Origin of the sequence: Haematobacter missouriensis (assembly GCF_000740775.1) — a bacterium.
GTDB lineage: Bacteria > Pseudomonadota > Alphaproteobacteria > Rhodobacterales > Rhodobacteraceae > Haematobacter > Haematobacter missouriensis.
The window spans coordinates 55810-81495 of record NZ_JFGS01000001.1 but is presented as its reverse complement, the minus strand read 5'-3'; the positions used below and the strand labels follow the sequence as shown (position 1 = coordinate 81495).

26 protein-coding genes and 1 pseudogene are annotated in these 25686 nt (G+C 64.0%); 13 read left to right on the top strand and 14 right to left on the bottom strand.

Going from position 1 to position 25686, the window contains the following annotated elements:
• Nucleotides 1-7: 7 nt before the first annotated feature.
• Nucleotides 8-295, bottom strand: a complete 288-nt coding sequence (gene groES / locus CG51_RS00390; RefSeq protein ID WP_035706563.1) for a co-chaperone GroES — start codon at nucleotides 293-295, stop codon at nucleotides 8-10.
• A 185-nt stretch (nucleotides 296-480) separates the two neighbouring features.
• On the opposite strand from groES, the gene CG51_RS00385 reads away from it, so the two are divergent.
• The 7 genes from CG51_RS00385 (at nucleotide 481) to CG51_RS00355 (ending at nucleotide 5806) form a co-directional block, all read left to right on the top strand.
• Entirely contained in the window at nucleotides 481-828 is a 348-nt protein-coding gene (locus tag CG51_RS00385; protein WP_035740721.1) for a nuclear transport factor 2 family protein, read from the top strand.
• A 102-nt stretch (nucleotides 829-930) separates the two neighbouring features.
• Complete coding sequence (locus tag CG51_RS00380; RefSeq protein WP_035740720.1) at nucleotides 931-1848, top strand: manganese-dependent inorganic pyrophosphatase; 918 nt, start codon at nucleotides 931-933, stop codon at nucleotides 1846-1848.
• Between the two features lie 13 nt (nucleotides 1849-1861).
• The gene (locus tag CG51_RS00375; RefSeq protein ID WP_035740719.1) at nucleotides 1862-2746 is read left to right on the top strand and encodes a TIGR01459 family HAD-type hydrolase; all 885 of its coding nucleotides are present in this window, start codon (nucleotides 1862-1864) and stop codon (nucleotides 2744-2746) included.
• A 40-nt stretch (nucleotides 2747-2786) separates the two neighbouring features.
• Nucleotides 2787-3719 (top strand): bifunctional riboflavin kinase/FAD synthetase, encoded by a 933-nt coding sequence (locus CG51_RS00370; RefSeq protein WP_035740717.1) that lies wholly within the window; start codon nucleotides 2787-2789, stop codon nucleotides 3717-3719.
• Complete coding sequence (locus CG51_RS00365; protein ID WP_035740716.1) at nucleotides 3716-4246, top strand: GNAT family N-acetyltransferase; 531 nt, start codon at nucleotides 3716-3718, stop codon at nucleotides 4244-4246. The genes CG51_RS00370 and CG51_RS00365 overlap by 4 nt, the downstream gene beginning before the upstream one ends.
• Nucleotides 4218-4757 carry a YcgN family cysteine cluster protein gene (locus tag CG51_RS00360; protein WP_233141361.1) on the top strand — a complete coding sequence of 180 codons (540 nt, stop codon included), beginning with the start codon at nucleotides 4218-4220 and terminating at the stop codon, nucleotides 4755-4757. The genes CG51_RS00365 and CG51_RS00360 overlap by 29 nt, the downstream gene beginning before the upstream one ends.
• Entirely contained in the window at nucleotides 4757-5806 is a 1050-nt protein-coding gene (locus CG51_RS00355; RefSeq protein ID WP_035740712.1) for a threonine aldolase family protein, read from the top strand. The genes CG51_RS00360 and CG51_RS00355 overlap by 1 nt, the downstream gene beginning before the upstream one ends.
• Before the next feature lie 3 nt (nucleotides 5807-5809).
• Here the strand turns inward: CG51_RS00355 and cobT are convergent, their stop codons facing one another.
• Nucleotides 5810-6823: a nicotinate-nucleotide--dimethylbenzimidazole phosphoribosyltransferase gene (cobT, locus tag CG51_RS00350; RefSeq protein ID WP_035740710.1), complete on the bottom strand. Its 1014-nt coding sequence runs from the start codon at nucleotides 6821-6823 to the stop codon at nucleotides 5810-5812.
• Nucleotides 6824-6891: 68 nt separating this feature from the next.
• On the opposite strand from cobT, the gene cobS reads away from it, so the two are divergent.
• Nucleotides 6892-7620, top strand: a complete 729-nt coding sequence (cobS, locus tag CG51_RS00345; RefSeq protein ID WP_416171695.1) for an adenosylcobinamide-GDP ribazoletransferase — start codon at nucleotides 6892-6894, stop codon at nucleotides 7618-7620.
• A gap of 54 nt (nucleotides 7621-7674) precedes the next feature.
• On the opposite strand, the gene CG51_RS00340 is transcribed toward cobS, so the two are convergent.
• The 5 genes from CG51_RS00340 to CG51_RS00320 all read right to left on the bottom strand — a co-directional run bounded on the left by CG51_RS00340 (nucleotide 7675) and on the right by CG51_RS00320 (nucleotide 12970).
• Entirely contained in the window at nucleotides 7675-8184 is a 510-nt protein-coding gene (locus tag CG51_RS00340) for a CarD family transcriptional regulator (RefSeq protein WP_035740707.1), read from the bottom strand.
• A 274-nt stretch (nucleotides 8185-8458) separates the two neighbouring features.
• A complete protein-coding gene (gene fdxA, locus CG51_RS00335; RefSeq protein ID WP_035740705.1) occupies nucleotides 8459-8797 on the bottom strand; it encodes a ferredoxin FdxA in 339 nt (112 codons plus the stop codon).
• A gap of 88 nt (nucleotides 8798-8885) precedes the next feature.
• On the bottom strand, nucleotides 8886-9221 hold the full coding sequence (locus CG51_RS00330) for an RNA-binding S4 domain-containing protein (protein WP_233141362.1): 336 nt from the start codon (nucleotides 9219-9221) through the stop codon (nucleotides 8886-8888).
• 3 nt (nucleotides 9222-9224) lie between these two features.
• On the bottom strand, nucleotides 9225-12365 hold the full coding sequence (locus CG51_RS00325) for a helicase-related protein (protein ID WP_035740701.1): 3141 nt from the start codon (nucleotides 12363-12365) through the stop codon (nucleotides 9225-9227).
• Between the two features lie 29 nt (nucleotides 12366-12394).
• A complete protein-coding gene (locus CG51_RS00320) occupies nucleotides 12395-12970 on the bottom strand; it encodes a tetratricopeptide repeat protein (RefSeq protein WP_233141363.1) in 576 nt (191 codons plus the stop codon).
• 61 nt (nucleotides 12971-13031) lie between these two features.
• Here CG51_RS00320 and CG51_RS00315 point away from each other — a divergent pair, with 61 nt between their 5' ends.
• Nucleotides 13032-13319: an SCP2 sterol-binding domain-containing protein gene (locus CG51_RS00315; RefSeq protein WP_035740699.1), complete on the top strand. Its 288-nt coding sequence runs from the start codon at nucleotides 13032-13034 to the stop codon at nucleotides 13317-13319.
• A 1-nt stretch (nucleotide 13320) separates the two neighbouring features.
• On the top strand, nucleotides 13321-14265 hold the full coding sequence (locus CG51_RS00310; RefSeq protein ID WP_035740697.1) for an alpha/beta fold hydrolase: 945 nt from the start codon (nucleotides 13321-13323) through the stop codon (nucleotides 14263-14265).
• Here CG51_RS00310 and CG51_RS00305 read toward each other — a convergent pair.
• From CG51_RS00305 to CG51_RS00290, 4 genes are read right to left on the bottom strand one after another with little or no spacing between them, the layout of a single operon-like run.
• Nucleotides 14255-14980: a proteasome-type protease gene (locus CG51_RS00305; protein WP_035740695.1), complete on the bottom strand. Its 726-nt coding sequence runs from the start codon at nucleotides 14978-14980 to the stop codon at nucleotides 14255-14257. The genes CG51_RS00310 and CG51_RS00305 overlap by 11 nt on opposite strands.
• Nucleotides 14981-15015: 35 nt before the next feature.
• Nucleotides 15016-15837, bottom strand: a complete 822-nt coding sequence (locus CG51_RS00300; RefSeq protein ID WP_035740693.1) for a transglutaminase family protein — start codon at nucleotides 15835-15837, stop codon at nucleotides 15016-15018.
• A complete protein-coding gene (locus tag CG51_RS00295) occupies nucleotides 15834-16784 on the bottom strand; it encodes an alpha-E domain-containing protein (RefSeq protein ID WP_035740691.1) in 951 nt (316 codons plus the stop codon). The genes CG51_RS00300 and CG51_RS00295 overlap by 4 nt, the downstream gene beginning before the upstream one ends.
• Nucleotides 16785-16788: 4 nt before the next feature.
• Nucleotides 16789-18204 carry a circularly permuted type 2 ATP-grasp protein gene (locus tag CG51_RS00290; RefSeq protein WP_035740689.1) on the bottom strand — a complete coding sequence of 472 codons (1416 nt, stop codon included), beginning with the start codon at nucleotides 18202-18204 and terminating at the stop codon, nucleotides 16789-16791.
• Nucleotides 18205-18572: 368 nt separating this feature from the next.
• Between CG51_RS00290 and CG51_RS00285 the strand changes: the two genes are divergently transcribed.
• Together CG51_RS00285 and CG51_RS00280 are read left to right on the top strand one after the other, a co-directional pair.
• Nucleotides 18573-19586, top strand: a complete 1014-nt coding sequence (locus tag CG51_RS00285; protein ID WP_035740687.1) for a ligase-associated DNA damage response exonuclease — start codon at nucleotides 18573-18575, stop codon at nucleotides 19584-19586.
• Nucleotides 19583-21196 carry an ATP-dependent DNA ligase gene (locus CG51_RS00280; RefSeq protein WP_035740685.1) on the top strand — a complete coding sequence of 538 codons (1614 nt, stop codon included), beginning with the start codon at nucleotides 19583-19585 and terminating at the stop codon, nucleotides 21194-21196. Before CG51_RS00285 ends, CG51_RS00280 begins: the two co-directional genes overlap by 4 nt.
• Before the next feature lie 67 nt (nucleotides 21197-21263).
• On the opposite strand, the gene CG51_RS00275 is transcribed toward CG51_RS00280, so the two are convergent.
• Complete coding sequence (locus CG51_RS00275; RefSeq protein ID WP_035740684.1) at nucleotides 21264-21959, bottom strand: SDR family NAD(P)-dependent oxidoreductase; 696 nt, start codon at nucleotides 21957-21959, stop codon at nucleotides 21264-21266.
• 198 nt (nucleotides 21960-22157) lie between these two features.
• Here CG51_RS00275 and CG51_RS00270 point away from each other — a divergent pair, with 198 nt between their 5' ends.
• Nucleotides 22158-23990: a M3 family oligoendopeptidase gene (locus tag CG51_RS00270; protein ID WP_035740682.1), complete on the top strand. Its 1833-nt coding sequence runs from the start codon at nucleotides 22158-22160 to the stop codon at nucleotides 23988-23990.
• 116 nt (nucleotides 23991-24106) lie between these two features.
• Here CG51_RS00270 and CG51_RS00265 read toward each other — a convergent pair whose 3' ends face one another.
• Nucleotides 24107-25147: a YsnF/AvaK domain-containing protein gene (locus CG51_RS00265; protein WP_169742243.1), complete on the bottom strand. Its 1041-nt coding sequence runs from the start codon at nucleotides 25145-25147 to the stop codon at nucleotides 24107-24109.
• Nucleotides 25148-25210: 63 nt separating this feature from the next.
• Nucleotides 25211-25552: pseudogene (locus CG51_RS21080) on the bottom strand (DUF2382 domain-containing protein); the annotation flags it as partial.
• Between the last annotated feature and the right edge of the window lie 134 nt (nucleotides 25553-25686).

The following is a 25686-nucleotide window of genomic DNA, read 5'->3' as shown; positions in this document are numbered from 1 at the left end:
AAGCGCCTCAGGCGATAATGCCGAGGATGTCGCTTTCCTTCATGATGAGCAGCTCTTTGCCGTCGATCGTGACCTCGGTGCCCGACCATTTGCCGAACAGAACACGGTCACCGGCCTTGACGGAAGGAGCGATCAGTTCGCCCGAATCCTTGCGGGCGCCTTCGCCGACCGCCACGATCTCGCCCTCGGCCGGTTTTTCTTTCGCGGTATCGGGGATGATCAGGCCGCCCTTGGTCTTTTCATCGCCTTCGACGCGACGGACCAGAACGCGGTCGTGCAGGGGTTTGAATGCCATCTGAGAACTCCCTTGGGGTTCATGTTATGCGACGTTAGCACTCCATTCAGGTGAGTGCCAACGACAGCCTAGGTAGGCAAGCGCTCCGCGCCTGTCAACGGTTTTGCCACTTAAAAAATCGAACCATGGAACGTCGAATGCGCCCGGACAGTTTTATGTCAAATACGTAAAGAATGGAGGTGCAGATGCCTGTCAGCGGCATTTGGGAGCAGGAAGAGAGTCTCTGGATCGGAGGGCGTCTCGCCTACATGAATCATATGGCACCCGGCTGTCTTATGGCGTTTCCTGAGTCCGGCCTCGTGCAAAATGACGCCATTCTGGAGGCCGTTGACAGCGCGCCGCGCTGGCGCTCCGTCAGCATGACGGGACGGCGCCTGACAGAGAGCGATTCCGTCGTGGTGCTGGGCTATATGGCGAGCGCGGAGCGCAGCGGGTCCAACTATCGAGCGATCTGCACCTCCGTCTATCGGCGCGACCCTGAAGGCTGGCGTCTCGTTCAGCACCAGCAGACACCGTTGCAGACCAAGATCTGACCGGGATCTGACACTGCGCGATCGCTCACCGCGGCCAGGCCGTGACAAGGCCGAGCCCAACCCCTATAACGCAGCCGATAATTCTCTCAGGACGGTTGCACCATGATCCAGGTCCTCGGCCACAAGTCGCCAGACACAGACTCCACCGGCTCCCCTATCGTCTGGGCCTGGTACCTGACGGAAGTGAAATGCACTCCCGCGGTGCCGAAGCTTCTCGGCGAACCCAATACGGAAGCGGCCTTCGTCCTCTCCCACTGGGGGGTGACCAAGCCCGAGATCATCTCGGAACTGGAGCCGGGCGCGAAGGTTGTCATCGTGGATACGAACAACCCGCTCGAACTGCCCGAGTCACTGCCCGGTGCCGACGTCGTCGCGATCATCGACCACCACCTGCTGACCGGTGGGATCAAGACCAAGACGCCGATCGACGTGACGATCCGTCCCCTCGCCTGCACTGCCACGGTGATGATCGACCTCATGGGCGAGGATGCCGCGAAGATGCCTGAGGCGATCAAGGCGATGGCGCTCTCCTGCATCCTGTCGGACACGCTGGAATTCCGCTCCCCCACCACGACGCCGCACGACAGGCAGGTGGCGGAGAAGCTGGCGGCCGATCTGGGCGTGTCCATCCCCGACTATGCAGCGCAGATGTTCGCGGCGAAGTCGGACGTGTCCGCCTTCTCCGACGCGGAGCTTCTGCGGATGGATTCGAAGGAATACGAGGTCGGCGGCAAGCAGTTCCGCGTGAGCGTACTTGAAACCACCGCTCCTCAGGTCGTGCTGGACCGCAAGGACAGCCTGATGGCCTCCATGCCGCAGGTCGCGACGGAGGATGGCGCGGATCAGGTGCTGCTCTTCATCGTCGATATCCTGCGGGAGGAGGCGACACTGCTCGTGCCAAACGATCTGGTGAGGGTCGTGGCGGAGAAGAGCTTCGGCGCCGCCGTCGCGGGCGATACTGTCGTCCTGCCGGGAGTGATGAGCCGCAAGAAGCAGATCATCCCGGTACTGAGCCTTTGACCGGACGGCGCGCATGACCCGCATCATCGAGCATATCGCAGAGGTTTCGGGCGACTACGACGTTCTGTTCTGCGATCTCTGGGGCTGCGTCCATGACGGGGTGCGCGCCTTTCCCGCCGCAGTCGAGGCGTTGAAGACCTGGCGGGCGGAGGGACGTCGGGTGATGATCCTGACGAATTCGCCCCGGCCCCGCCCTTCCGTCCGGCGGCAGCTCGGGCGGCTCGGCGTGCCGCCGGAGTGCTATGATGATATCACTACATCCGGCGATGCGGCGCAGACGGCGATGATCGAAGGCGCGGTTGGCCGGAAGGTCTGGCACATCGGGGCGAAGGAGCATTCGAGTTTCTTCACGGAAATGGCCAAGGATACGGCAGCGGAAGCCGCCGCTCTGCCGCCCATTGAACTCGTTCCGGCAGACGCCGCAGAAGGCATCGTCTGCACCGGCCCCTTCTTCGAGATGACGGAAACGCCCTCCGACTATGTAGAGCGGTTCAAACCGCTGGTGGAGCGCGGGGTGAAACTGCTCTGCGCCAATCCCGATATCGTCGTCGATCAGGGGGAGCAGCGCATCTACTGCGCCGGCGCACTTGCGGAGCTATATGAGGATATGGGGGGCACGAGCCTCTACTTCGGCAAGCCCCATGCGCCGATCTATGACCTTGCCCGTCGCAGGCTCCACCAGATCGGCATTGACGAAGGGCGCATCGCCGGCATCGGCGACGGTCCCGCGACGGATGTCAGGGGGGCGCTGGAAAACGGGATCGACGCGATCTTCGTCTCTGGTGGGCTGGCCGCCTGGGAAACACGGACGGAGGAGCAACCGGAACCGGAGGCGCTTGCTGCCTATCTCCGGGAAAAGGGGCTCGACCCGCAGTTCACCATCGGACGCCTCCGTTAAGGCGCTTGCGGCGGCACAGGCGCGGGGATACGGAAAGGCCATGCGGATCATCCGGGATTACAGGACCGTCACTGACAACGACCGGGGGGCCTCGGTCGCCATCGGCAATTTCGACGGCGTTCACTTGGGCCATCAGTCCGTGATCGACATAGCGCGTGCGGCGGGAAGCCCGCTGGGGATCATCACTTTCGAGCCGCATCCCCGCGAGTATTTCCAGCCGGATGCCCCGCCCTTCCGGCTGATGAACGCGGAGGCGAAGGAGAACCGGCTTTCACGGCTCGGCGTGGATATCCTTTACGAACTGCCCTTCGACCCGGCACTGGCCGGCCTTTCGGCCGAGGATTTCGCGCGGCAGGTTCTGCACGAGGGACTGGGCATTCGTCATGCTGTCGTTGGCGCGGATTTTCACTTCGGCCATGACAGGGGCGGCGATGCGCGGCGGCTGGAGGAGCTTGGCCGGGAAATCGGCTTTGGCGTCACGGTAGCACCACTTGTTTCGGACGAGGTGGAGGAGATCTCCTCCACCGCCATCCGCCGTGCCCTGAGCGAGGGCCGTCCCGGAGACGCCCGCCGGATGCTGGGCCACTGGCATCGCATCGAGGGGGAGGTTCTCCACGGCGATGCTCGCGGGCGAGAGTTGGGATTTCCGACCGCCAACATGTCCATCGCGGCCATCCACCCGCCGCGCTTCGGCGTTTACGCGGTGAAGGTGCGCGTCCTCAGCGGTCCTCATGCCGGTGACTACGGCGGCGCGGCCTCCATCGGCACGCGACCGATGTTCGGCGAAAACACCCCGAATATCGAAACCTTCATCTTCGATTTCTCCGGCGACCTTTATGGCGAGCATCTGTCGGTCGCCCTGATCGAGTGGCTGCGTCCGGAGATGAAGTTCGACAGCCTCGACACGCTCATCGCCCGGATGGATGCAGATTGTGTCCGCGCGCGGGACATTCTGGCCACCCTGCCCGCATGATCCTGACGACCGAAAGGCTGATCCTGCGCCCTTGGGAGCCGCGGGACCGCGCGCCCTTCGCCGCCATGAATGCCGACGCAGAGGTCATGCGCCACTTCCCCGCTGCCCTCACCCGGCAGGAGAGCGACGCGTTAATGGACAGGTTCATCGCCCGTACTGCGGAAAGAGGGTTCTCCTTCGCGGCGGTGGAGCGGCGCGAGGACGGGGCCTTTGGGGGAATGGTGGGCCTCAATCCGGTGTTGCAAGGCCCCCTGACCGGCGCGGTGGAGATAGGCTGGCGGCTACCCTACGCCTTCTGGGGCATGGGTCTTGCCTCGGAGGCTGCGCGCGCGTGGCTCGAACACGGCTTCGGGGCAATGAAGCTGGATGAAATCGTTGCCTTCACGGCGACCGGCAACCGCCCCTCCCGCCGGGTGATGGAGCGGATCGGCATGACCCGCCGGGGCGATCTGGATTTCGATCATCCCGCACTGCCCGAGGGACATCCGCTGCGTCCGCATGTCGTCTATGCAATGCGGACAGCGTGATCGGGCTTTCAACCGCCGCGCAACAGGTGCATGGTCCCCAACCGATGAAACGCCAGTCCACCCCCCTCTCCGCCCCCGCTTCTGGGAGCGCCACCCTCTCCGCGAGTTGACGCCCCCGGAGTGGGAGGCGCTTTGCGACGGCTGCGGCAAATGCTGCCTGAACAAGATCGAAGATGCTGACACGGGCGAGGTGTTCTTCACCGACATCGCCTGCCGGCTGTTCGATGACGGCTCCTGCCGATGTGCCCATTACGAGAATCGCCGCCAGTTCGTGCCGGAATGCGTGGTGCTGACCCCCGCGAATATCGACGAGATCTCCTACTGGATGCCCCGCACCTGCGCCTATCGGCTGTTGAACGAAGGACGGCCGCTTTATCCGTGGCACCATCTCCTCTGCGGCGACAGGGAGGAGGTGCACCGTGCCGGCGTCTCCGTCCGGGGCCGCACCGTGCCGGAATTCGAGGTGGCCGAGGACGAATGGGAAGACCACGTGATCGAAGAGGATATCTGATGCAATTCGCCTCCGACAATATCGCCCCCGTTCCGCAGCAGGTGCTCGACGCGATCGAGCGAGCGAACCATGGCGCCATGCCCTCCTATGGCGCGGACCCTGTGATGCGGGAAGTGGAGGATCGGATGCGCACGGTGTTCGAAGCGCCGGAGGCCGCCGTCTATCTTGTCGCGACCGGCACGGTGGCCAATTCCCTCTCGCTCGCCTGCCTCGTCCAGCCGTGGCAGACGGTCTATTGCCACCGTCACGCCCATATCGAGGAAGACGAATGCGCGGCGCCGGAGTTCTATACCGGTGGCGCAAAGCTTACCCTGCTTGAGGGTGACCATGCCAAGATAGACCCGGCCGGACTGGAGCAAGCGCTCCAATCGGCGGGCGGCGCGGGCGTCCACCACGTGCAGAAGGGCGCGCTCTCCCTCACCAACGCGACGGAGTGTGGCACCGTCTATACGGTGGCGGAAGTGGAGCGGCTTTGCAGCATCGCGCGGGCAGCGGCCATCCCCGTCCATATGGACGGCTCCCGCTTCGCCAACGCGCTGGCAGCCACCAATGCCTCCCCGGCGGAAATGACGTGGAAGGCGGGCGTGGACATCCTGAGCTTCGGCGGCACCAAGAACGGGCTGCTGGGCGTCGAGGCCGTGGTGATCTTCGACCCCGCGAAGGCATGGGAATTCGAGCTTCGTCGCAAGCGGGGCGGCCACCTGTTCTCCAAGCATCGCTACCTCTCCGCCCAGATGCTGGCCTATGTGGAGGACGACCTGTGGATGCGCAGCGCCCGTCACGCCAATGCAATGGCCGCGCGGTTGTCGAAGGGCATAGCGGAGCTGCCGGGTGCTTCACTTGTTCATCCGACCGAGGCGAACGCTGTCTTCGCCGCGTGGCCGCGTGAGGGGCACCGGCGCGTGCAGGAGGCCGGGGCCTATTACTACCTCTGGCCGGGGAACCAGTCGCTCGACGGTCCGGGGAACGAGCCGGTCGCCGCCCGGCTCGTCTGCTCCTGGGCGACGACGGAGGAGGAAGTGGATCGCTTCCTGACCACCATCCGCTAGGATTCAGCCCTCCGTCACGCCCGCCTCACCGAAGGTCGCCATGCCGGACAGGCAGGAGACCGCTGCCTTGAGGATCGGCAGCGCCAGAGCGGCGCCGGACCCCTCTCCCAACCGAAGGCCGAGAGACAGGATCGGCTCCTTGCCAAGCGCCGTCAGCAGGCGGCCGTGTGCCGTCTCCTCCGAAAGGTGCCCGGCCACGGCATGATCGAGGGCACCTTCATTGAGCCGTTGCAGCACCAGCGCCGCCGCACAGCAGATGAACCCGTCGAGAATGACGGGAATACGCTCGACGCGCGCCCGCGCAATGGCTCCGGTCATCGCCGCCACCTCCCGTCCGCCAAGGCAGCGCAGCACCTCCAGCGGGTCATCGAGCACATCGGCGTGGCGCATCAGCCCGGCCTCCACAGCCGCGCGCTTGCGAGCAAGGCCCGCATCATCAAGACCGGTGCCCCGGCCGATCCACGCCTCGGCTCCGCCGCCAAGGAGCGCGGCGGCAATGGCGCCGGCGACGGTGGTGTTCCCAATACCCATCTCCCCCGCGATAAACACATCCGCCTGCGGGTCCACCGACTCCCATCCCGCCGACAGTGCATTCACAAGGTCTGCCTCCGTCATTGCCGGCGCCTTCGTAAAATCGGAGGTCGGTCGGTCGAGGTCGAGCGGCATGACATCCAGCATCGCCCCACCCACACGCGCGAGCTGATTGATGGCAGCGCCGCCAGCCGCGAAATTCGCAACCATCTGGGCGGTCACCTCCGGCGGGAAGGCAGAGACACCGTTCGCGGCAATACCGTGATTGCCAGCATAAATGACGATCTGCGGTCGCGTGATGACGGGCGTTGCCGTCCCCCGCCAGCCCGCATACCAGATCGCCAGCATCTCGAGGCGGCCCAAAGCCCCCTGCGGCTTCGTCAATCGGCCGTTTCGTGCGTCAGCAGCGGCAAGCGCGGCAGGAACCGGCTGCGGTAGATCGGTGAGGAGAGAGCGAAAATCGGCAGGTGAGATAAAGACAGACATGTTTCATCCGTTGATTGCGGAGTGCCCCTTCTCTATCCAAGGCGCGGCGGATGCAACCGGAGCGGGACGTGAGCCCCTTTCAAGACATCAGGAACGCCTTCGGGCTGCTGACGCGGCTTCCCGTCGCTGCGGGGTCACCCGCGGGGTCCAGCTGGGCCTGGCCGGTGGTCGGTGGTGTCGTGAACGCTCTCGCGGCGGCGTGCGGCGTTCTGCTGGTCGATATCGGCTTGCCTGCGGGTTTCGCCGCAGTCTGTGTGCTGGGGGCGGCGATCCTGCTGACAGGGGGCCTGCACGAGGACGGGCTGGCGGATACAGCAGATGGCTTCTGGGGCGGCCGGACGAAGGAGCGCCGCCTGGAGATCATGAAAGACAGCCGTATCGGCAGCTACGGGGTGCTGGCGCTCGTCCTGTCACTCATGGCACGCGCTAGTCTGATCACAGGATTTCTCGCAGGCGGCGACACGCTCTTTGCAGTGATCGCGGCAGGGGCGCTGTCGCGGGCGGTCCTGCCTGGTCTGATGGCGGCCCTGCCTTTTGCGCGGAACGGGGGACTTGCTGCCTCCATTGGGCGTCCCGGAAAGACAGCGGCAATCGCATCACTGACGGTCGGAGCGCTGATTGCCTTCAGCCTATGCGGCCTATCCGGACTGGTGGCAACGCTGGCGGCCGCAGCGGCGGCGGTTCTTCTCGCGATACTTGCGCATATCAAGATCGGCGGGCAGACAGGTGATGTACTCGGGGCAAGCCAGCAGCTTGCCGAAATCGCTGCGCTCGCAACGCTCACCACCTTGCTCTGAAGACATGAAAAAGCCGCGCCGGATGTGGCACGGCTTTGCGATCATCAAAAATGTTCAGGCCGCGCGGGACAGCAGAACGTCATCGACCTTCTTCTGCGCATTAGCCTCATCCACTCCGGCAACGGCAGCCACCTCACGCGTCAACCGTTCGAGGGCGGCTTCGTAGAGCTGGCGCTCTGAATAGGATTGCTCGCGCTGATCGTCCGACCGATGCAGATCCCGAACCACTTCGGCAATGGAAAGCAGATCACCGGAGTTGATCTTCTGCTCATATTCCTGAGCACGACGCGACCACATGGCACGCTTCACCTTCGCCTTGCCCTTCAGCGTCTCGAGCGCTTTGGATACGATATCGGGCGTGGAAAGCGAACGCATACCGATTTCCGCCGCCTTGTTGATCGGCACACGGAGGGTCATCTTGTCCTTCTCGAACGAGATAACAAACAGTTCCAGCTTGAGACCCGCGATCTCCTGCTCTTCGATCGAGATGATCCTGCCAACTCCATGGGCCGGATACACCACGAAATCATCGGCGTGAAACTCGGACTTCTTGGTCTTCGTCATTCAGTCGCTTCCTCTCATGGGAATCCGACAGGCCACAAAACCATCCGCCGGAAGCGATTCCGCTTCAGGAGAATGATCGGACAAGCTGATTGCTTCAGACGGATCTTCGAGGTGAGAGCCCGCCTGCCTTCGGCATTCCAAGCATTTTGTGGAGGAAATATAGCACAAAGCGCCGCTGTTTTAAAGCGTCGTGACTCGTGCGTAAACAGCAGGCAAGCAGCTTCAAGGACTTGTCATCAAATTGCCATGCCACAATCGCGCTAGAGAGCGCGAATCAGGAGCCTTCGCCAGCCGTTTCGGAGAAGTACTTTGCCAGCTTCCCGGTTTCGCCATCCCGTTCCGTCGCTTCAGGCAACGGATCCTTGCGGGAGAGAATCACCGGCCATTGCTCGGCATACTTGCGATTGAAAGCGACCCACTCCTCTACATCCGGCTCCGTGTCGGGGCGGATTGCATCTGCGGGGCATTCCGGCTCACAGACGCCGCAGTCGATGCATTCATCGGGATGAATGACCAACATGTTCTCGCCCTCATAGAAGCAGTCGACCGGGCAGACTTCCACGCAGTCGGTATATTTGCATGCGATGCAGTTGTCGGTAACGACATAAGTCATGGGATCGGTCTTTCACGTCTGGCGGAGACTAGCTAGTCCAACGGCTGGCCGGGATCAAGACGGGTGACAACGGAAAGGCCCGGCACCCCTAACGTCGCGGTGGGGAGGATGGCTGTTCCTCCACCGCCCCAGATGACGGAACACCTTCCGCATCCATATCGAGGTAAAGGGCCTGTGCCTCTGTCGCGGGACCGCGGCGGAGGCTGGATCCAAGCACACGAACGACACGGATTCGCCCCGCCTGCGGAAAGGTCAGCGTGTCGCCCTCCCCGATGGCGAAGGCGGGCTTCTGCACCCGCCGCGCGTTCACACGCACATGCCCCCCCTCCACCACTTCGGACGCAAGCGTCCGGGTGCGGAAGAAGCGGGCATGCCAAAGCCACTTGTCGAGCCGCATCGTCTCCCGCGTGGCAGGGACGGCCAAGGGTTACTTACGCTCCTTCAGCGCAGCGAGGATCGCGAAGGGGCTATCCGGGTCGATACGATCATTTCGGGGTGGACGCGATTCGAAGCTGCGCGGCTGCTCGGAGCGCTTTTCCTTGCCCTTGCCGCCATGACGCCCTTCCTTGCCCTCGAACTTCTGTCGCTTGCCGTGATCGGGCTTGCCGCCTTCGGGCTTGTTTCTCCGCTCACCGCGCGGCTGTCCATGCGGCTGGCCCTGTGACTGACCCTCCCGCCGTTCGCCCCGGTTTTCGCCTGCGGCCCGTTGCTCGCCCGCCGGGCGATCGCTCCCCTGCCGCTCGTTACGGCTGCGCGAACGGCCTTCGCCGCCCCGAGGAGCGTTCCGGTTGTGACGCGGCCGTGGCGCCCAGACGAAAGTATAGAACACCTCCGACTCGACCGGCTCTACGGGAGGCTCCACACCATCTTCGACGGCCAGAGAGCGAAGCGCCTCGTCGGAAACCGGGATGGCGCCAAGCGCATCGTCGGATGTGACCTCGGGTGCCATGTCCGAGCCGGTCTCATCCGCCGGATCGCCAGGCTCCTCGTCGGGGAAAGCAGGTGTGCGCACAGGCTGGCCGGGTTCGAGCCCGTCAACGGCCTCCACCGGCACGCGTGCGTCGTCCAGATCCGCTTCCGCCCCGGTCGCATCGAACACCGCATCTGCGCCGGACGCGACGGCCTCCACATCCTCGGCAAGGCCCACAGGCATTTCCCGCAGCGCGGCTTCCTTCGCCGCCTGCTCAGCCCGGACCTTGGGCCGCTCCCCCCGCTCCGCCTTGAAGCCAAGCCCTTCCATCAGGTCGGAGAACTGTTCCAGCGTCATGCCTGTGATGGAGAGCATCTCGGGCGTCGCCTCAAAGCCCGCGCGCCAGTCCTTGGCGCGGAGCAGATCTGCCAGACGCTCCAGCATGTCGATGCGGATCGCTCTCTTACCCGCCGGACGGTAGCCTGCGAGCGTATAGTGCTGCTTCGGCACCTCGACGATATTCGGAATGGTGACAAGCCCAGGCGGCGGGCTTTCGGGGAACTCCTGCAAGCCGTTTGCAAGCGACCACAGCACCAGCCGAAGCCGGGTCGGCGCGGGCTTCAGGAGCGCCGGCAGGAAGATCGTGTACTGGCCGAAGCGGATGCCATGCTTGCGCAGTGCGCCGCGCGCCTCCTGATCCAGTTGCTTAACCTCATCAGCCACCTGATCGCGCGGCAGGACGCCGAGCGCCTCCACCAGACGGAAGGCAAAACCACGCGCCAAACCGGTGAGCGCCTCGTCCTTCGACAGGGCGAGCAGCGGCTCGAACTGCGTGGCCACCTTCCGGTCTACGAAGTGCTGGAGCCTGCGGCGGACCTTCTCCACCACGTCGGGGCCGGCTTCTTCATCCACGAAGGGCTCGACCTGCGGGCGCATCGGGTCGGCCCCGGCAACGAGCTTGCCCACCGCGGAGGAACCCCACATCAGGCCGCCCTGTTCGGTAAAGTCCAACTCGGTATCCGGCGCGTTGTAGAAACGGTCGGCCCGCAGATGGAATTCCGGTTTCAGCGCCTGAAGGCCCGCCGAGCGCAGCGTTCGCGCCTCGTCTGGGCCGGACGTCGCATCCTGATGGAAGCGGAAGCCCTCCAGCCGACCGACGAACTCGCCCTCGACCGTTACTTCGCCCTTGTCGTTCACCTCAGCCACAAGGCTCTCCTTCTGTTTCAACCGCCGCAGGAGCACACTGGTGCGCCGGTCGACAAATCTCTGGGTCAAACGCATGTGAAGCGCGTCCGACAGCCGGTCTTCTACCGCGCGCGTTTCGCCGCGCCAATGGTTTTCATCCGTCACCCAGCCGCTTCGCTGTGCGACGTATGTCCAGGTGCGGATATGCGCGAGCCGCTTCGACAGCGCATCGATATCTCCGTCCGTCCGGTCGATCCGCTTCACGTTGCGGGCCAGCCAGTCATCCGGCACCCGTCCTTCAGCCTGCAGGAAACCATGGATTCGCGCCAGCAGTCCTGCATGTTCCGTGGAGGAAATTCCACGGAAATCGGGAATCCGGCATACATCCCACAAAAGCCGCACACCCGCGGTACCCCGTACAAGGTCCGCCACCTCCGGCATGGCAGCCAGGTGACGGAGCGCCGCCAGGTCGTCCGCCTCTCGCGCGCGGGTGAGCCATTCGTTGGTCGTCCCTGTCTCCAGCGAAGCGATAAGCCGCTCGACGGAACCGAACGACAGGTCGGAATTGCGCCATTGCAGCTTGCGGATCGGAGCGAACCGGTGGTTTTCGATCGCGTCCACCAGATCCTCCGGCAGCGGGCGCGCCTCGCCCGTCACCCCAAAACTGCCCGGCTGAGTATGCCGGCCGGCGCGCCCGGCGATCTGGCCCATTTCATGCGGGAAAAGCGGGCGCATCCGGTGCCCGTCGAATTTCGCCAGAGCCGAGAAGGCGACATGGCCGATGTCGAGGTTGAGCCCCATCCCGATCGCATCGGTCGCCACGAGGTAGTCCACATCGCCATTCTGATAAAGCGCGACCTGCGCGTTCCGGGTCCGGGGGCTGAGACCGCCCGTCACCACCGCGCATCCGCCCTTCTGCCGCCGGATCAGTTCCGCATTCGCATAGACGTTCTCCACCGAGAACCCGACGATGGCGGAACGGGTGGGCATCCGGCTGATCTTCCTCGAGCCGTTGTAGCTCAGTTCCGAGAACCGCTCGCGATGCAGGAAGGTCGTCCCCGGGACCAGCGCCGCGATGGCGCCGCGCATGGTGTCGGAGCCGAGAAACATCGTCTCGTGCAGTCCCCGCGCCCGCAGAAGCCGGTCGGTAAAGACATGTCCGCGTTCGAGGTCAGCGCAGAGTTGGATCTCGTCCACCGCGACGAAATCGGCGCCGATCTCCTGCGGCATCGCCTCTACGGTGCAGACCCAGTAACGGGCGCGATCGGGCACGATCCGCTCCTCCCCCGTCACCAGTGCGACCACGGACGGCCCGCGCTGCGCCACGATACGGTCATAGACCTCCCGCGCGAGAAGACGGAGCGGCAGGCCGATAACCCCCGTGCGATGCGCCAGCATCCGCTCGATGGCATAATGGGTCTTGCCGGTATTGGTGGGACCAAGGACCGCTACGGTCCTCGTCTGGTCGCGCATGGGTGTGCCGATTCCCCTGAACAGGGTCCCTAGAGTACCTGACCGGACATTTCGCGATCCAGCCTTTCCACGGCCTTTTCTATGTCGGGCTGATGGGGATGTATAGCCTGCGCGGCGCGGTAGGCGTCGCGGGCGGACGCGTCGTAGCCCATATCCTCCAAGATCATCCCCAACCCCGACAGTGCGCCGTAATGATTGGGATTGAGAGCGAGCGTCCGGCGGATGTCATCCACGGCGGGGCCGAACTTGCCCGCCTGAAAATACGCGGAGGCCAGTGCATTCCAGCCCTCGGCGAAATCAGGGGCGTGGTCTGTCAGCGCGGTGAGATGCTCTATCGCCTCCTGTGTGTCTCCGGTCTCCATCGCGTCGCGCCCCCGCTGCAGCAGCAGGTCCATGGACGCAGAGCCCGAACGCGACCACTCACGTTGCAGATCGCTTTCCGTGCGCTGCCAGGCGGTGTTCTGCGGATCCCTCAACTCTCTCAGAAGGCGCTGCTCCACCGTTTCCTCCGCATGGAGGGGGAACGCGATCACGGCTGCGAAAGCTGCCGTCACGAAAGGATTGAGCTTGGAGAGTATCGACACCATAACCTGAGGATAGCGCAAGCGAAGCCGCCTGCGAATACCGTCCCGTGCTGCGGATGGTCACAATTGGAGGATTTAGGTAATGAGCAATGTCATCGACGAAGCGGTGAAAACCCTTTCGGGCCGCCTGTCGGACGGGTTCGACGGAAGCGCTAAATTCGTCATCAAGGACGAAGGCGCCATCGTGATCGACCAGTCCGGCGTGCGGGAAGGCGATGACGACACGGATGTGACGCTGACGGCTGACGTCAAGACATTCCAGGCGATTCTCGCCGGCGATCTGAGCCCGACGATGGCCTTCATGAGCGGCAAGCTGAAACTTGACGGCAACATGGGTACGGCCATGAAGCTCGGCTCGGCTCTGGCCTGACATGCGCCTAGAGCCGGCCCCGCTCCATCTCGGCGCGGACGGCTCGTCCGGGGCCGCGGCCTATTGGCAGCGGGCGGAGGACGGAACGCGCCTGCGCTTCGCCCTCTGGCCCGCGGCCGGCGCTATCGCCACGGTGCTGCTGTTTCCGGGCCGCACGGAATATGTCGAAAAATACGATGGCATCGCCCGCATCCTCCGCGACGCAGGCTTTGCCACCCTTGCCGTCGATTGGCGTGGGCAAGGATTGTCGGCCCACCGCGATCCGGCCATACGCATGGGTGACGTCGAACATTTCCAAGATTATCAACAAGATGTGCGAGCTATGCTTGCCACGGCGCAAGCGCTCGACATGCCCAAGCCTGCCCTCCTGCTCGCCCATTCCATGGGGGGAGCCATCGCACGGCGGGCCCTGCATGAGGGACTGGCCGTAGAGGCCGCTGCCTTTAGCGCGCCGATGTGGGGTCTGACCCTTCCGGGTCTCACACGGCCGCTCGCCTGGTTGCTTTCCTCCGTCGCTCTCCGCGCGGGGCGACCGGGCCTGCACCCACCGGGCCATCCCGCAACGCCCTATGTGCTGACGGCGCGCCCAGCGCTCAACAACCTGACCAGCGATCCCATGATGCTGGCCCGGATGCGGGCGGCGATGGAAGCGCATCCGGAACTCGCGCTTGGCGGGCCAAGCCTTCGCTGGCTACATGAGGCGCTGGTGGAAATGCGGACGCTCGCCACACTGCCGGCACCCGGTATCCGCGCTTATTTGGGCGTCGGCAGCAACGAACGCGTGGTGGACGCCCGCGCGATCCGGCGCGGCATCGCACGCTGGCCAGAGGCGGAGCTGGAGATCTTTCCCGGCGCGCGACATGAACTGATGATGGAAGCGCCGCGCCACCGGGAGCACTTCATGGAGAAGGTCATCGGGCTGTACCGAAACCGCGTCAGATCTTGATGCGAATGAAACTGTCCCGCAGTGCATCCGACCACGCCGCGCTCATCCTCGTGAAGCTCTCATCTCCCGCTTCGATCCGTCGGCGCAGCCCTACCTTCAGCTCATCCCGCCGAATCACCAGCAGGTCAAGCGGCATCCCCACGGAAAGATTCGAACGAAGAGTCGAATCCATGGAGAGCAACGCGCATTTCTGCGCGTCCTCAATCGGCGTCTCCATCGTGACGACGCGGTCGAGAATCGGCTTGCCGTATTTATGCTCACCGATCTGAAGGAAGGGCGTATCCTCCGTCGCCTCGATGAAGTTCCCCTCCGGGTAGATAAGGAACATCCGCATGTCGCCGCCCTTGCGTTGCCCGGCGACGATCATGGAGGCGCGCGCGCTCTGATGCATGCGCTCCAGTTTTTCCGACACATCCTGCGACACGTCAGCCAGCGCGTTACCCACGATCTCCGCGACCTGCAGCATGGTTGGTGCCTCCATGATCGAAGCACCATGCCCTCCGTCCGGCTCCTTGATCGCCTCCTTCAGCCGCGCGATGGTCGTCTGCGTCACCGACAGGCTTCCCGCTGTCATGATGCAGATCGCCCGGTCGCCCGGCTTTTCAAAAACGAACATCTTTCGATAGATCGCAATGTTATCCAGACCCGCATTGGTGCGCGTATCCGACAGCATCACCAGCCCTTCGTTCAGAAGGATTCCAACGCAATAGGTCATGGAAGGCAGTCCCGTGGTTTGCAGCGCCGGGCAGATTATTGCTGCACGGACTGAACGGCAACCGTTACGTCAAGTCTTTCCTCTCCCGTCCCGCGGGATATGCCCCGGATCGGCGCGGCATCCACCGAGTCATATCCCGACCCCAGACGGATATAGCGTTCATCCGGGCAGCATCGGTTCGCCGCGTCGAAACCCACCCAACCCAGCCCGGGCACGAACAATTCAGCCCAGGCGTGGGCAGCGCGATGCTCCGTAGGCGTTTCGCCCTCGGCCTCATCGGCCAGCAGGTAGCCGGAGACGTAGCGGGCGGGAATATCCTTCAGCCGCGCCAGCGTGATGAGCGCATGGGACTGATCCTGACATACCCCCTGCCCGAGCGCGAGTGCCTCCGCCGCGGTCGTGCCTGCTTCCGTTGCACCGGGTGTATAGGCGATGGCCCCCGAAACCGCGTCCGACAGCCGATGGGCAAGATCAAGCGCACCTGATACATCGCCTACGCTCGCGGCCAGTTCTGCGAAGGCTGTATTGGCCCGTGTCATCGGCGTATCGCGCAGGTAGGCATCGGGCGCGACATACTCACGGTGGTTACGCAGAACGCCGGACGTGTCCATCGTCTCCACCGTGCCACGGACGGCGACGGTAATCTCGCTTACCGGACCACGGACCGAGAAACTGGTCACGCGATCACCGGCGCCATCGCGGAAACTGCCTCCGTGCAGGCCCTCGCTCACCTCTATCGACCAGGTCTGGATTTTCTGCCCATCGAAAACGGACGGGGTGAGGCGGAAGCTCTGCACCACACCGCGGACAGGAATGTCGTAGCGGTAGATGGTACGGTGCTGAACATTGAGAATCATCGGGTGTCGCCGCTCAGATAGGCTTCATAGACACTATGACCCAGCCCTGCGATGTCCTGAATGAAGCGTGTCAGGAACTCGTGCAGTCCTTCATCAAAGATTTCCTCCACCCGCGTGTCGGCAAGGGAGGCGAGCAGACGCCGCGAGATATGCTGTGCGTCCGTCGTGCCCCCATAGCCACGGGCGAGGCGGTCGAGATGAGAATTCGCGGAATGCATGCAGGTCAGGAGAGAACGCGGGCTCTGCGGATTCAGGATCAGAAAGTGCGCGATCTTGGTCGCGGTCACATCCCCACCGTAGGCCCAGTGGAAGGCCCGCTGCGCCGACATCGCACGCAGAAGCGTCGTCCACTGATAGTTGTCGAGCCCCGATCCCACGAGATCCACCGTCGGCAGCAGGACGTAATACTTCACGTCCATCAGCCGCGCGGTATTGTCCGCCCGCTCGAGATAGAAGCCGAGATTGAGGAAGTCGTAGCCGTCGTTGCGCAGAAGCGTTGTGTCCATGGCGCCGCGGATCAATGCGGACTGGCGCATCGTCCATTCCACCATCGTGCTGACGTCAAGCTCACTCCGCTCCATCCGCTCCAGTTTACGAAGCTCCTGGAACGCGCTGTTCAAGGCATCCCAGAGCTGGGCGGTAAGGGCGGTACGCACGATCCGCGCATTCTCCCGCGCCATGCCGAAACAGGAGACGACGGAGGACGGGTTGTCCTGATCGAAGAACAGGTAGCTTTCGATATTGCGCTGAACGGGATCGCCGTATTTGCGCTGGAATCCGGCCGCAGTACCGGAGGCCTGCAGCAACGATTCCCACTCGCTGCGGTAGCCGTCAGCCGACGGCATGAGTGCGATCCGCGCGCCCACTTCGAGCAGCCGCGCCATTGTCTCGGCCCGCTCGATATACCGCGCGATCCAGTAAAGGTTGTCTGCCGTCCGGCTCAGCATGTCATCACTCCGCCAGAACCCAGGTGTCCTTGACCCCGCCGCCTTGCGAGGAGTTCACCACAAGCGATCCCTCCGTCAGCGCGACGCGGGTCAGCCCGCCCTGTACAAGCTCCACCCGTTCTCCCACCAGACAGTAGGGCCGCAGATCGACATGCCGGGGCGCGATTCCCTCCTGCACGAAACTCGGCACTGTGGAAAGCGCGAGTGTCGGCTGCGCGATGTAGTTGGAGGGATTGGCGCGGATACGCTCCGCAAAGGCGGCGATCTGCTCCTTTGTCGATTTCGGGCCGACCAGCATGCCGTAGCCGCCCGAACCATGCACTTCCTTCACTACCAGGTCGGCGAGGTGCTCCATGACGTATTTGTATTCGTCCGCCTTGTGACACTGCCACGTCGGCACGTTCTGAAGGATGGGTTCTTCCCCCAGATAGAAACGCACCATGTCGGGCACATAGGTATATACCGCCTTGTCATCGGCCACGCCCGCGCCGGGGGCGGAGCAGATGGTGACCCCGCCCGAGCGATAGACATCCATCAATCCCGGAATGCCCAGCATGGAATCGGGCCGGAAGCACAGCGGGTCGATGAAGGCATCGTCGATCCGGCGATAGATCACATCCACCCGCTTCGGGCCTTCCGTCGTCCGCATCCAGACGAATTCGCCCTCCACGAACAGATCCTGCCCCTCCACCAGCTCCACACCCATGAGGTCGGCCAGAAAGGAATGCTCGTAATAGGCGGAATTGAAATGCCCGGGTGTCAGGATGACGATGGTCGGGTCCCTGTCGCACTTCGCGGGGGCGACCGAGCTCAACGTCCGCCGCAGCAGCTCGGGGTAGCGGTCCACGGGCGCGATCCGGTTCTGCCGGAAAAGCTGCGGGAACATGCGCATCATGATCTCGCGGTTTTCCAGCATGTAGCTGACGCCGGAGGGGGTGCGGCAGTTGTCCTCCAGCACGTAGAACTGATCCGGCCCCGTCCGCACGAGGTCGATCCCCACGATATGCGAGAACACGCCCCGCGGCGGCATGAAGCCGGCGGCGGCCTTCTCATAGGCTTCGTTGCGATAGACCAGCGATGCCGGAATGCGCCCCGCCCGGATCATCTCCCCGCGCCCATAGACATCGGCCAAGAAGGCGTTCAGCGCGCGCGCGCGCTGCTTGATCCCGCGTTCGAGCTTGCGCCACTCGTTCTGCGTGAACACCCGGGGGAACATGTCGAAAGGGATGAGCCTGTCCGGGTCGCCACCCTCGCCGTAAACGGCGAAAGTGATGCCGATGCGCCGGAAAAGCGCCTCTGCCTCCGCCTGCTTCAGCGTTCGGAGTTCGGCAGGCATGGACTTCGTCCAGTCTTCCAATCCTGCATAGGGAGTGCGGACAATCCCGCCATCGAACATTTCATTAAAATAGGTCGTCGCCATGTCCCGCCGGCCTGCCGTGATCTGCCTCACTTAAGCAGCCCGACTGGCATTAGGGAAGAGCAGGGCCGGGTGATTGGCTTTACCACGTGCAGGACAGTCGGTCTTTTCATCACAAAGCCATCACATTCTTCTAATTGTGCCGTATTTTTCTGCATCTAGAGCAATGGTGGCAAAGGAAAAGGCAACAATCGCCGCTTGCCTCGCCGCAGGGGCCTGCGACTTGCCCGCCGGATACCCTGCCGCCAGTCCGAAAACGTCTGTGGGACGGTCCCCGGCGCCGGAAATTGCGTCTGCCGAAATCGCTCACGCCGCGCTCGTTCACGCAAGGCGGGGGTGGCCGACGCAAGCGATACCGCTATCTCTCACGCATGCGGGGCAACTCTCTCCTTACCTTCACCGACGCCGGGATCTTCTGCCCAGAGGGTGGCTTCCACATAGACCCTTGGCAGCCGGTGGATCGGGCCGTGATCACACATGCGCATTCGGACCATGCGCGTGTCGGCAGCAACCGCTACCTTGCCACGCCGCTCACCGCGCCCATCCTTCGCTACCGGCTGGGCGACGTGCGGGTGGAGGTTCTGCCTTACGGAGAGCGGCGGCAGGTCGGCGGGGTCACCCTGTCCTTCCATCCGGCCGGCCATGTTCCCGGCTCTGCACAAGTGCGTATCGAGCGCGGCGGAGAGGTCTGGGTGGTTTCCGGCGACTACAAGACCGAACCGGACGGCCTGTCGGAGCCGTTCGAGCCGGTGCCCTGCGATACCTTCATCTCCGAGTGCACGTTCGGACTGCCGATCTTTTCCTGGCAGCCGCAAGCGGAAATCATGAGCGCGGTGAACGACTGGTGGAAGGCGAATGCTGCCGCGGGGCGGTTTTCCATCATCGGAGCTTATTCGCTGGGAAAGGCGCAGCGGATTCTCGCCTCCGTTGACAACGGGATCGGTCCCCTGCTCACCCATGGCGCGATAGAAGGCACGACGGAGGCGCTGCGGGCGGCGGGCCTCGCTCTGCCGCACACGGTTCGCGTGACACCGGAAACCGATCTCCGCGCGCTGCCGGGAGCGCTGGTCGTGGCGCCGCCCTCTGCGCTGGCCTCGCCCTGGGCGCGGCGTTTTGGCGCGGCGGAGACTGCTCTGGCCTCCGGCTGGATGGCCTTGCGGGGCGTGCGGCGGAACCGGGGGGTGCAGCGGGGCTTCGTGCTGTCCGATCATGCCGACTGGGCAGGGCTGAACAGCGCGATCCGGGCGACCGGGGCGGAGCGCGTCTTCGTCACCCACGGCTATACCCAGCCGTTCCGCAGATGGCTTGCCGAGCAGGGTTTCGACGCCGCCATCGTCGAAACCCATTACGAGGGCGACGAGGCGGGGGATGAGGTGGTCGAATGAAGCGCTTCGCCGCCCTTTTTGCCGCGTTGGACCGCACGACCAAGACGGGGGCCAAGGTGACGGCGTTGGCCGACTACTTCCGCACCGCCGATGACGCGGACCGGCTCTGGACCATCGCCCTCCTCTCCGGCCGCCGTCCGAAGCGCGCGGTGAATGCCACGCGGCTTGCCGAATGGGCGGCGGAGGCCGCCGGGCTGCCCTTCTGGCTGTTCGAGGAAAGCTACGCCATGGTCGGCGATCTTGCGGAGACGATAGCGCTGCTGCTTCCAGCCCCCAAGGGCGCGGAAGACCTGCCGCTATCCGACTGGATCGCCCGGCTGCGGGACATCACGCTGATGGATGAGCCCGCGCGCAAGCAGGTGATTCTCGGCATCTGGGACCGCCTGGAAGGCGAGGAGCGATTCATCTTCAACAAGCTCATCACGGGCGGCTTCCGCATGGGGGTGAGCCAGGGCCTCATGACGCGCGCGCTGGCGGAAGCCACCGGGGTGGAGGAAGCGACCCTTGCCCACCGGCTGATGGGCGGCTGGACACCGGACACCACCACCTTCGCGCGCCTCGTGCTCGAACCGGACCCGGAGGCGGACCTGTCGCGGCCCTATCCGTTCTGTCTTGCCTCGCCGCTGGAAGGCGAGACGGTGGCGCTGGGGCCGCCGGCGGACTGGATCGCGGAATGGAAATGGGACGGCATCCGGGGGCAACTCATCCGGCGCGGCGGCGCGCATTTCCTCTGGTCCCGGGGGGAGGAACTGGTCACCGACCGCTTCCCGGAGCTTGCCCGCGCGCTGGACTTCCTGCCCGACGGGACGGTGATCGACGGGGAGATATTGGCGTGGGAGGGGGAGGCCCCGCTTCCCTTCTCCGCCCTCCAGACGCGGATCGGGCGCAAGACCCTTTCCCGCAAGGTGCTCAATGATGCGCCCGTGGTGTTGCTGGCCTATGACCTGCTCGAGGCCGAGGGGCGGGACATCCGTGACATGCCTCTCTCCGAACGCCGGGCGGGGCTGGAGGCGCTTGTCGGCGGGATGCCGCCAGACCTGCCGCTTCGCCTCTCGCCAATTCTCGCCTTCGAAGACTGGGACAGCCTGCCCCTCCAGCGCGATCGCGCCCGCGCGATCGGCGCAGAGGGGCTGATGCTGAAGCGGCTCGCATCTCCGTACACCGGCGGGCGCAAGCGGGGCGACTGGTGGAAGTGGAAGGTCGATCCGATGACCGTCGATGCGGTGATGATCTATGCGCAAGCGGGTCACGGAAGGCGCGCGACGCTTTATACCGACTTCACCTTCGCGGTGCGGGACGGCAATGAACTGGTGCCCTTCACCAAAGCCTATTCCGGCCTGACGGATGTGGAATTCCGCAAGATCAGTCAATGGGTCCGCAGCCATACGCTCGAACGCTTCGGCCCGGTCCGGCGCGTGCCGCCCGAACTGGTGTTCGAGATCGGCTTCGAGGGCATCCAGCCCTCCCCCCGCCACAAATCCGGCATCGCGCTCCGCTTCCCCCGGATGCTCCGCTGGCGTCAGGACAAGCCGGTGTCGGAGATCGACACGCTCGATACGCTCCGCGCTTTGCTCGCAGAGGCGGAAGCCCGGCCCGCTCCGCCCGGGTAGCGGGTGATGACCCGCTCCCCCCGGGTAATGGCCCGCGGCCTGCAAGACGGCTGTCCACCAGGGGCGGTCAGAGACGATACCCCCCGGAGACAGTAAGAACCTCCCCGGTGATGAACCCTGACTGATCGCTCGCCAGAAAGCGAACAGCGCGGGCGATATCGCGCGGTTCCCCCATCCGGCCGAGAGCAGTCTCCTGCACGAAGAGCCCGGTCAATTCTTCGGATCGGGGTTGCTCGGGAGTGTTGACGGCACCGGGAGCCACGGCATTCACCCGGATCCCATTGCCCCCCAGCTCCTTCGCCATGGCGCGGGTCCAGAGGTTAAGCGCAGCTTTGCTCCCTCCATAGGTGGAAGCGTCGCGCGGGGGCAGCACGGCATTCACCGAAGATATGTTCACGATGGCGGAGCCGGGTTTCAGATGCGGCAAGGCCGCCGCGAGGAGTGCCTGAGGCGCAAGCAGGTTTACCGCAAGAATCGCCATCTCCGCTGCTGCATCGAAGCGCTCTTTCGGGGAGTGCCGAACAACACCCGCATTGTTGACGATCACGTCCAGACGACCCAGCTGCGCGATCACTTCCGTCACGACCCGGAGAGCCGCATCCGGCTCGGCAAGATCAGCGTGGATGGCGATGATGTCCGGGGGAAGTCCCTCCGGCGCAGTTGTCCGCCACGTGATCACGACCTTGTGGTCGCGCTGCAGATCCTCCGCGATGGCACTGCCTATGCCGCGCGATCCTCCGGTCACCAAAGCCACCTTGAGCATGGGATCCTCCGCTTGCCTTGAAGGCGGATCATAGCGACCGAAGCCGCGTCCTTCAGCCCGGAAATTCCTGCCCGGAAAGAAGGGCCTCACGCCGCTCCGCAAAACCCCCATAACAGTCCGCAGGTCGCCATCCGGCGTTGCTACAGCTTGCACTCTCCCTCCGACCGCACCAGTTTATGGCGCAAAAGGAGACTTGCCATGGCCCTGCCCCTCCCCCGACCCGTTTTCGACACCGCCTCCGGCGCAGCCGCGTTCGGCGATCTGCCGGAATGGGACCTGACCGACCTCTATGCCGCCCCGGACACGCCGAAACTCAGGGAGGACATGGATTGGCTGGAGGCCGAATGCGCCGACTTCGCCGCGTCCTATCAGGGTCGTCTGGCCGATCTGGACGCGGGGGGACTGCTGGACGTCGTCCGCCGCTATGAGCGCATCGACACCGTGGCGGGGCGGCTCATGTCCTATGCCGGGTTGCGCTACTACCAAAACACCATGGACAGCGCACGGGCCAAGTTCCTCTCCGACTGTCAGGACAAGATCACGACCTTCACCACGCCGCTGGTGTTCTTCTCGCTCGAACTGAACCGGATCGACGATGCGGCACTGGAGGCGCGCTTTGCGGAGAACGCCGAACTCGCCCGCTACAAGCCGATCTTCGAGCGGATCCGCGCCATGCGTCCCTACCAGCTTTCCGATGAGCTGGAGACATTCCTGCACGACCAGTCCGCCGTCGGGGCTGCTGCGTGGAACCGGCTGTTCGATGAGACGACCGCCGGGCTGGAGTTTACCGTCAAGGGCGAGACGCTCAACCTTGAGGCCACGCTCAACCTGCTGACCGACACCGACCGCGCGACGCGGGAAGCGGCGGCGCGGGAGCTGGCGCGGGTGTTCGGCCAGAACATCAAGCTCTTTTCCCGTGTCCACAACACGCTTGCCAAGGAAAAGGAGATCGAGGACCGCTGGCGCAAGATGCCGACCGCCCAGACCGCCCGCCATCTGTCCAACCAGGTGGAGCCGGAGGTGGTGGAGGCGCTGCGGAACGCCGTGGTCGCGGCCTATCCAAAGCTTTCCCACCGCTACTACCGCCTGAAGGCGAAGTGGATGGGCCTCGACCATCTGGAGATCTGGGACAGGAACGCCCCCCTCCCCGTCGATGCGCCGACAACGGTGGACTGGACGACGGCGAAGAAAACCGTGCTTGACGCCTATTCCGACTTCTCCCCCAAGATGGCGGAGATCGCGGAGCCGTTCTTCGACAAGGGCTGGATCGACGCGGGCGTGAAACCCGGGAAGGCGCCGGGTGCCTTTGCGCATCCGACCGTTACCGAAGTGCATCCGTATGTCATGCTCAACTACCTCGGCAAACCGCGGGACGTAATGACGCTCGCCCATGAACTGGGCCACGGGGTGCATCAGGTGCTAGCCGCGGGACAGGGGGAACTTCTGTCCTCCACTCCCCTGACTCTGGCGGAAACGGCGAGCGTGTTCGGGGAGATGCTGACCTTCCGCAAACTGCTGGCGGAGGCGAAGACACCGGCGGAGAAGAAGACGCTCCTCGCCGGCAAGGTGGAGGACATGATCAACACCGTCGTCCGGCAGATCGCGTTCTATGATTTCGAATGCAAGCTGCATGCCGCGCGCCGGGAGGGCGAGCTCACGCCCGAGGACATCAACGCGCTCTGGATGTCCGTGCAGGCGGAAAGCCTCGGCGACGCCTTCCGTTTCATGGACCGCTACGAGACCTACTGGACCTATATCTCGCACTTCGTGCATTCGCCGTTCTACGTCTATGCCTATGCGTTCGGCGACGGGCTGGTGAATGCGCTCTACGCGGTCTATGAGGAAGGCGATCCGTCCTTCCAGGACAAGTATTTCGCGCTTCTGAAGGCGGGCGGGTCGAAGCATCACAAAGAACTTCTCGCACCCTTCGGGCTGGACGCGACCGATCCCGCTTTCTGGGACAAGGGCCTGTCGATGATCTCCGGCTTCATAGATGAGCTGGAAGCGATGGAAGATCGTTCGGAAGACTGAACCGTCGGCAAGCGAAAGGGGCGGCTCCTGCGGCCGCCCCCTTCACGATGCATTCCCTACAATGAAGCGGCCCAAGGGTCAGCGTCTCCCAAAGGCGGCCTACAGCCGGCCCAAAGTCAGATGGGCCGAACGGGTTTGTCCTTCGTATCCCGAATCGCCGCCATGTCCTGGGGGTCGACAACCTCGGCGCTCCGCGTTTTCAACTCCTTGCGTGCGTCCTCGATCTCCACCTCGGTATGACGCACCTTGTCGGATACGGTTTCGGTGTGCTCCTCCTGATGACGGCGGAGCGCGATCTCCTCCTTCACCCGGGCTTCCTTGCTGATCACGGCTTCTTCGGCGTGTTCCTCGGCCTCGATCACACGTTCGCGGAACAGATCCTCACCCGCCTTCACCGCCCGATCTACCGGATGACGGTCGATCTCGACGTGGTCGCTGTGGAGGGTGACCTCCTCGGAAACCGGCGTCTCCACCACGTAGGAGCGTACCCGCACCCGGCCAAGGTTCACATCCCGCTTGCCGACGCGGAGCTGCTCCTCGACGATCGGGATGATCTCGTCGGTGGCGCGATATTCTTCCTCGTCCTTGTCGGAATAGGCTCGTGCGGCGTCATAGGCCGCGGCGGTCGGAGCGCTGCCGACGGTGCCGCCCATCTGGCCGGAACTCGCTTGCTGCGAAGCAGCCATCTGCTTCGGCATCGTGTCGCCGCGCGTGGTGCTCAGTGTGGCTGCCGCAGTCGCTGCCGCACCTGTCGCAGCGGCCGTGGCCGCACCGGTCGCGGTCTCGCCGCCCCAGCCCTGCTCACGCCATTCATCCGCGCGAACATCGAGGTCAATGGCCCCTTCGTCCTCCAGAACGTCCAGCACTTGGTCATGCTTGTCGTCAGGCACATTGCTCACTGCAACGAGGTATCCCCCGCGGCGAAGCCCTTCGGCATAGGTCTCCCGTTCGTCGCCGGGGAAAAAGAAGTCGGAGATGCTCTCCCAGAAGCCGCGATCCTCATAATCCGAGGAGGCGCGACCGACATATTCCTCGCCTCCGGTAACGCGGATGGAACTCTCCGGAAGGCCCAGAGCCTTCAGCGCGGTCTTCGCCTTGTCCGCCTCTGCCTTGCTGTCGAAAAATGCCGTCAAGTTCCGGTTTCCATAGTCGGCCATGATATGGTCCTCTTTCATGGATGAGGCCTCGGACGGTCCGCCGCTTCTGATGATTTCAGACCGTTGACGCCTCAGGGTCACCGGAACGGAAACAGCATCGCGCCTCTGGCGCTGGATCAGATGTATCTCTTCCGTAAGTACCAGTCGTCGCTGGACGACTAGACGTTCCTCGACCACGGGGATGATTGTGACACCGCCCTCGACACGCGTCTCGGGGACTGCATCCACCTCCCGGTTGATCGCAACACGCTTCACTTCAACTTCCGTGGAAGCCAGTTCGACTTCCGCAGTCTCGACAACGGTTTCAGTACGAAGATGAACGCTCACACGACCTGACACGCTATTTCTCACTGAGATTTTCACGTGCTCTTCGGCAAGCGGCAGTACCAACTCCTCGTCGCGCATCTCGCACCCTCCGCGATCGGGGTATGAAACGCCGCTTAAGCGGCGAAGTTCCCGCTTATCGCGCAAAGGTCACATCCTTCGATGCGCAGCTATACCGCCATTGCCGTTGCCGCCAGAACGACATATTCGGTCGT

Bases quoted from the DNA above. Each gene is read 5' to 3' on its own strand.
- CG51_RS00325 (WP_035740701.1), bottom strand. From the start codon at position 12,365: ATGCGCGACCAGACGAGGACCGTAGCGGTCCTTGGTCCCACCAATACC.
- CG51_RS00340 (WP_035740707.1), bottom strand. From the start codon at position 8,184: ATGACGAAGACCAAGAAGTCCGAGTTTCACGCCGATGATTTCGTGGTG.
- CG51_RS00290 (WP_035740689.1), bottom strand. From the start codon at position 18,204: ATGGCGACGACCTATTTTAATGAAATGTTCGATGGCGGGATTGTCCGC.
- CG51_RS00380 (WP_035740720.1), top strand. From the start codon at position 931: ATGATCCAGGTCCTCGGCCACAAGTCGCCAGACACAGACTCCACCGGC.
- CG51_RS00385 (WP_035740721.1), top strand. From the start codon at position 481: ATGCCTGTCAGCGGCATTTGGGAGCAGGAAGAGAGTCTCTGGATCGGA.
- CG51_RS00280 (WP_035740685.1), top strand. From the start codon at position 19,583: ATGAAGCGCTTCGCCGCCCTTTTTGCCGCGTTGGACCGCACGACCAAG.
- CG51_RS00295 (WP_035740691.1), bottom strand. From the start codon at position 16,784: ATGCTGAGCCGGACGGCAGACAACCTTTACTGGATCGCGCGGTATATC.
- CG51_RS00365 (WP_035740716.1), top strand. From the start codon at position 3,716: ATGATCCTGACGACCGAAAGGCTGATCCTGCGCCCTTGGGAGCCGCGG.
- CG51_RS00285 (WP_035740687.1), top strand. From the start codon at position 18,573: ATGCGGGGCAACTCTCTCCTTACCTTCACCGACGCCGGGATCTTCTGC.
- cobT (WP_035740710.1), bottom strand. From the start codon at position 6,823: ATGTCTGTCTTTATCTCACCTGCCGATTTTCGCTCTCTCCTCACCGAT.
- CG51_RS00305 (WP_035740695.1), bottom strand. From the start codon at position 14,980: ATGACCTATTGCGTTGGAATCCTTCTGAACGAAGGGCTGGTGATGCTG.
- CG51_RS00265 (WP_169742243.1), bottom strand. From the start codon at position 25,147: ATGGCCGACTATGGAAACCGGAACTTGACGGCATTTTTCGACAGCAAG.
- groES (WP_035706563.1), bottom strand. From the start codon at position 295: ATGGCATTCAAACCCCTGCACGACCGCGTTCTGGTCCGTCGCGTCGAA.
- CG51_RS00300 (WP_035740693.1), bottom strand. From the start codon at position 15,837: ATGATTCTCAATGTTCAGCACCGTACCATCTACCGCTACGACATTCCT.
- CG51_RS00355 (WP_035740712.1), top strand. From the start codon at position 4,757: ATGCAATTCGCCTCCGACAATATCGCCCCCGTTCCGCAGCAGGTGCTC.
- CG51_RS00310 (WP_035740697.1), top strand. From the start codon at position 13,321: ATGCGCCTAGAGCCGGCCCCGCTCCATCTCGGCGCGGACGGCTCGTCC.
- CG51_RS00375 (WP_035740719.1), top strand. From the start codon at position 1,862: ATGACCCGCATCATCGAGCATATCGCAGAGGTTTCGGGCGACTACGAC.
- CG51_RS00270 (WP_035740682.1), top strand. From the start codon at position 22,158: ATGGCCCTGCCCCTCCCCCGACCCGTTTTCGACACCGCCTCCGGCGCA.
- CG51_RS00360 (WP_233141361.1), top strand. From the start codon at position 4,218: ATGTCGTCTATGCAATGCGGACAGCGTGATCGGGCTTTCAACCGCCGC.
- CG51_RS00275 (WP_035740684.1), bottom strand. From the start codon at position 21,959: ATGCTCAAGGTGGCTTTGGTGACCGGAGGATCGCGCGGCATAGGCAGT.
- CG51_RS00370 (WP_035740717.1), top strand. From the start codon at position 2,787: ATGCGGATCATCCGGGATTACAGGACCGTCACTGACAACGACCGGGGG.
- fdxA (WP_035740705.1), bottom strand. From the start codon at position 8,797: ATGACTTATGTCGTTACCGACAACTGCATCGCATGCAAATATACCGAC.
- CG51_RS00315 (WP_035740699.1), top strand. From the start codon at position 13,032: ATGAGCAATGTCATCGACGAAGCGGTGAAAACCCTTTCGGGCCGCCTG.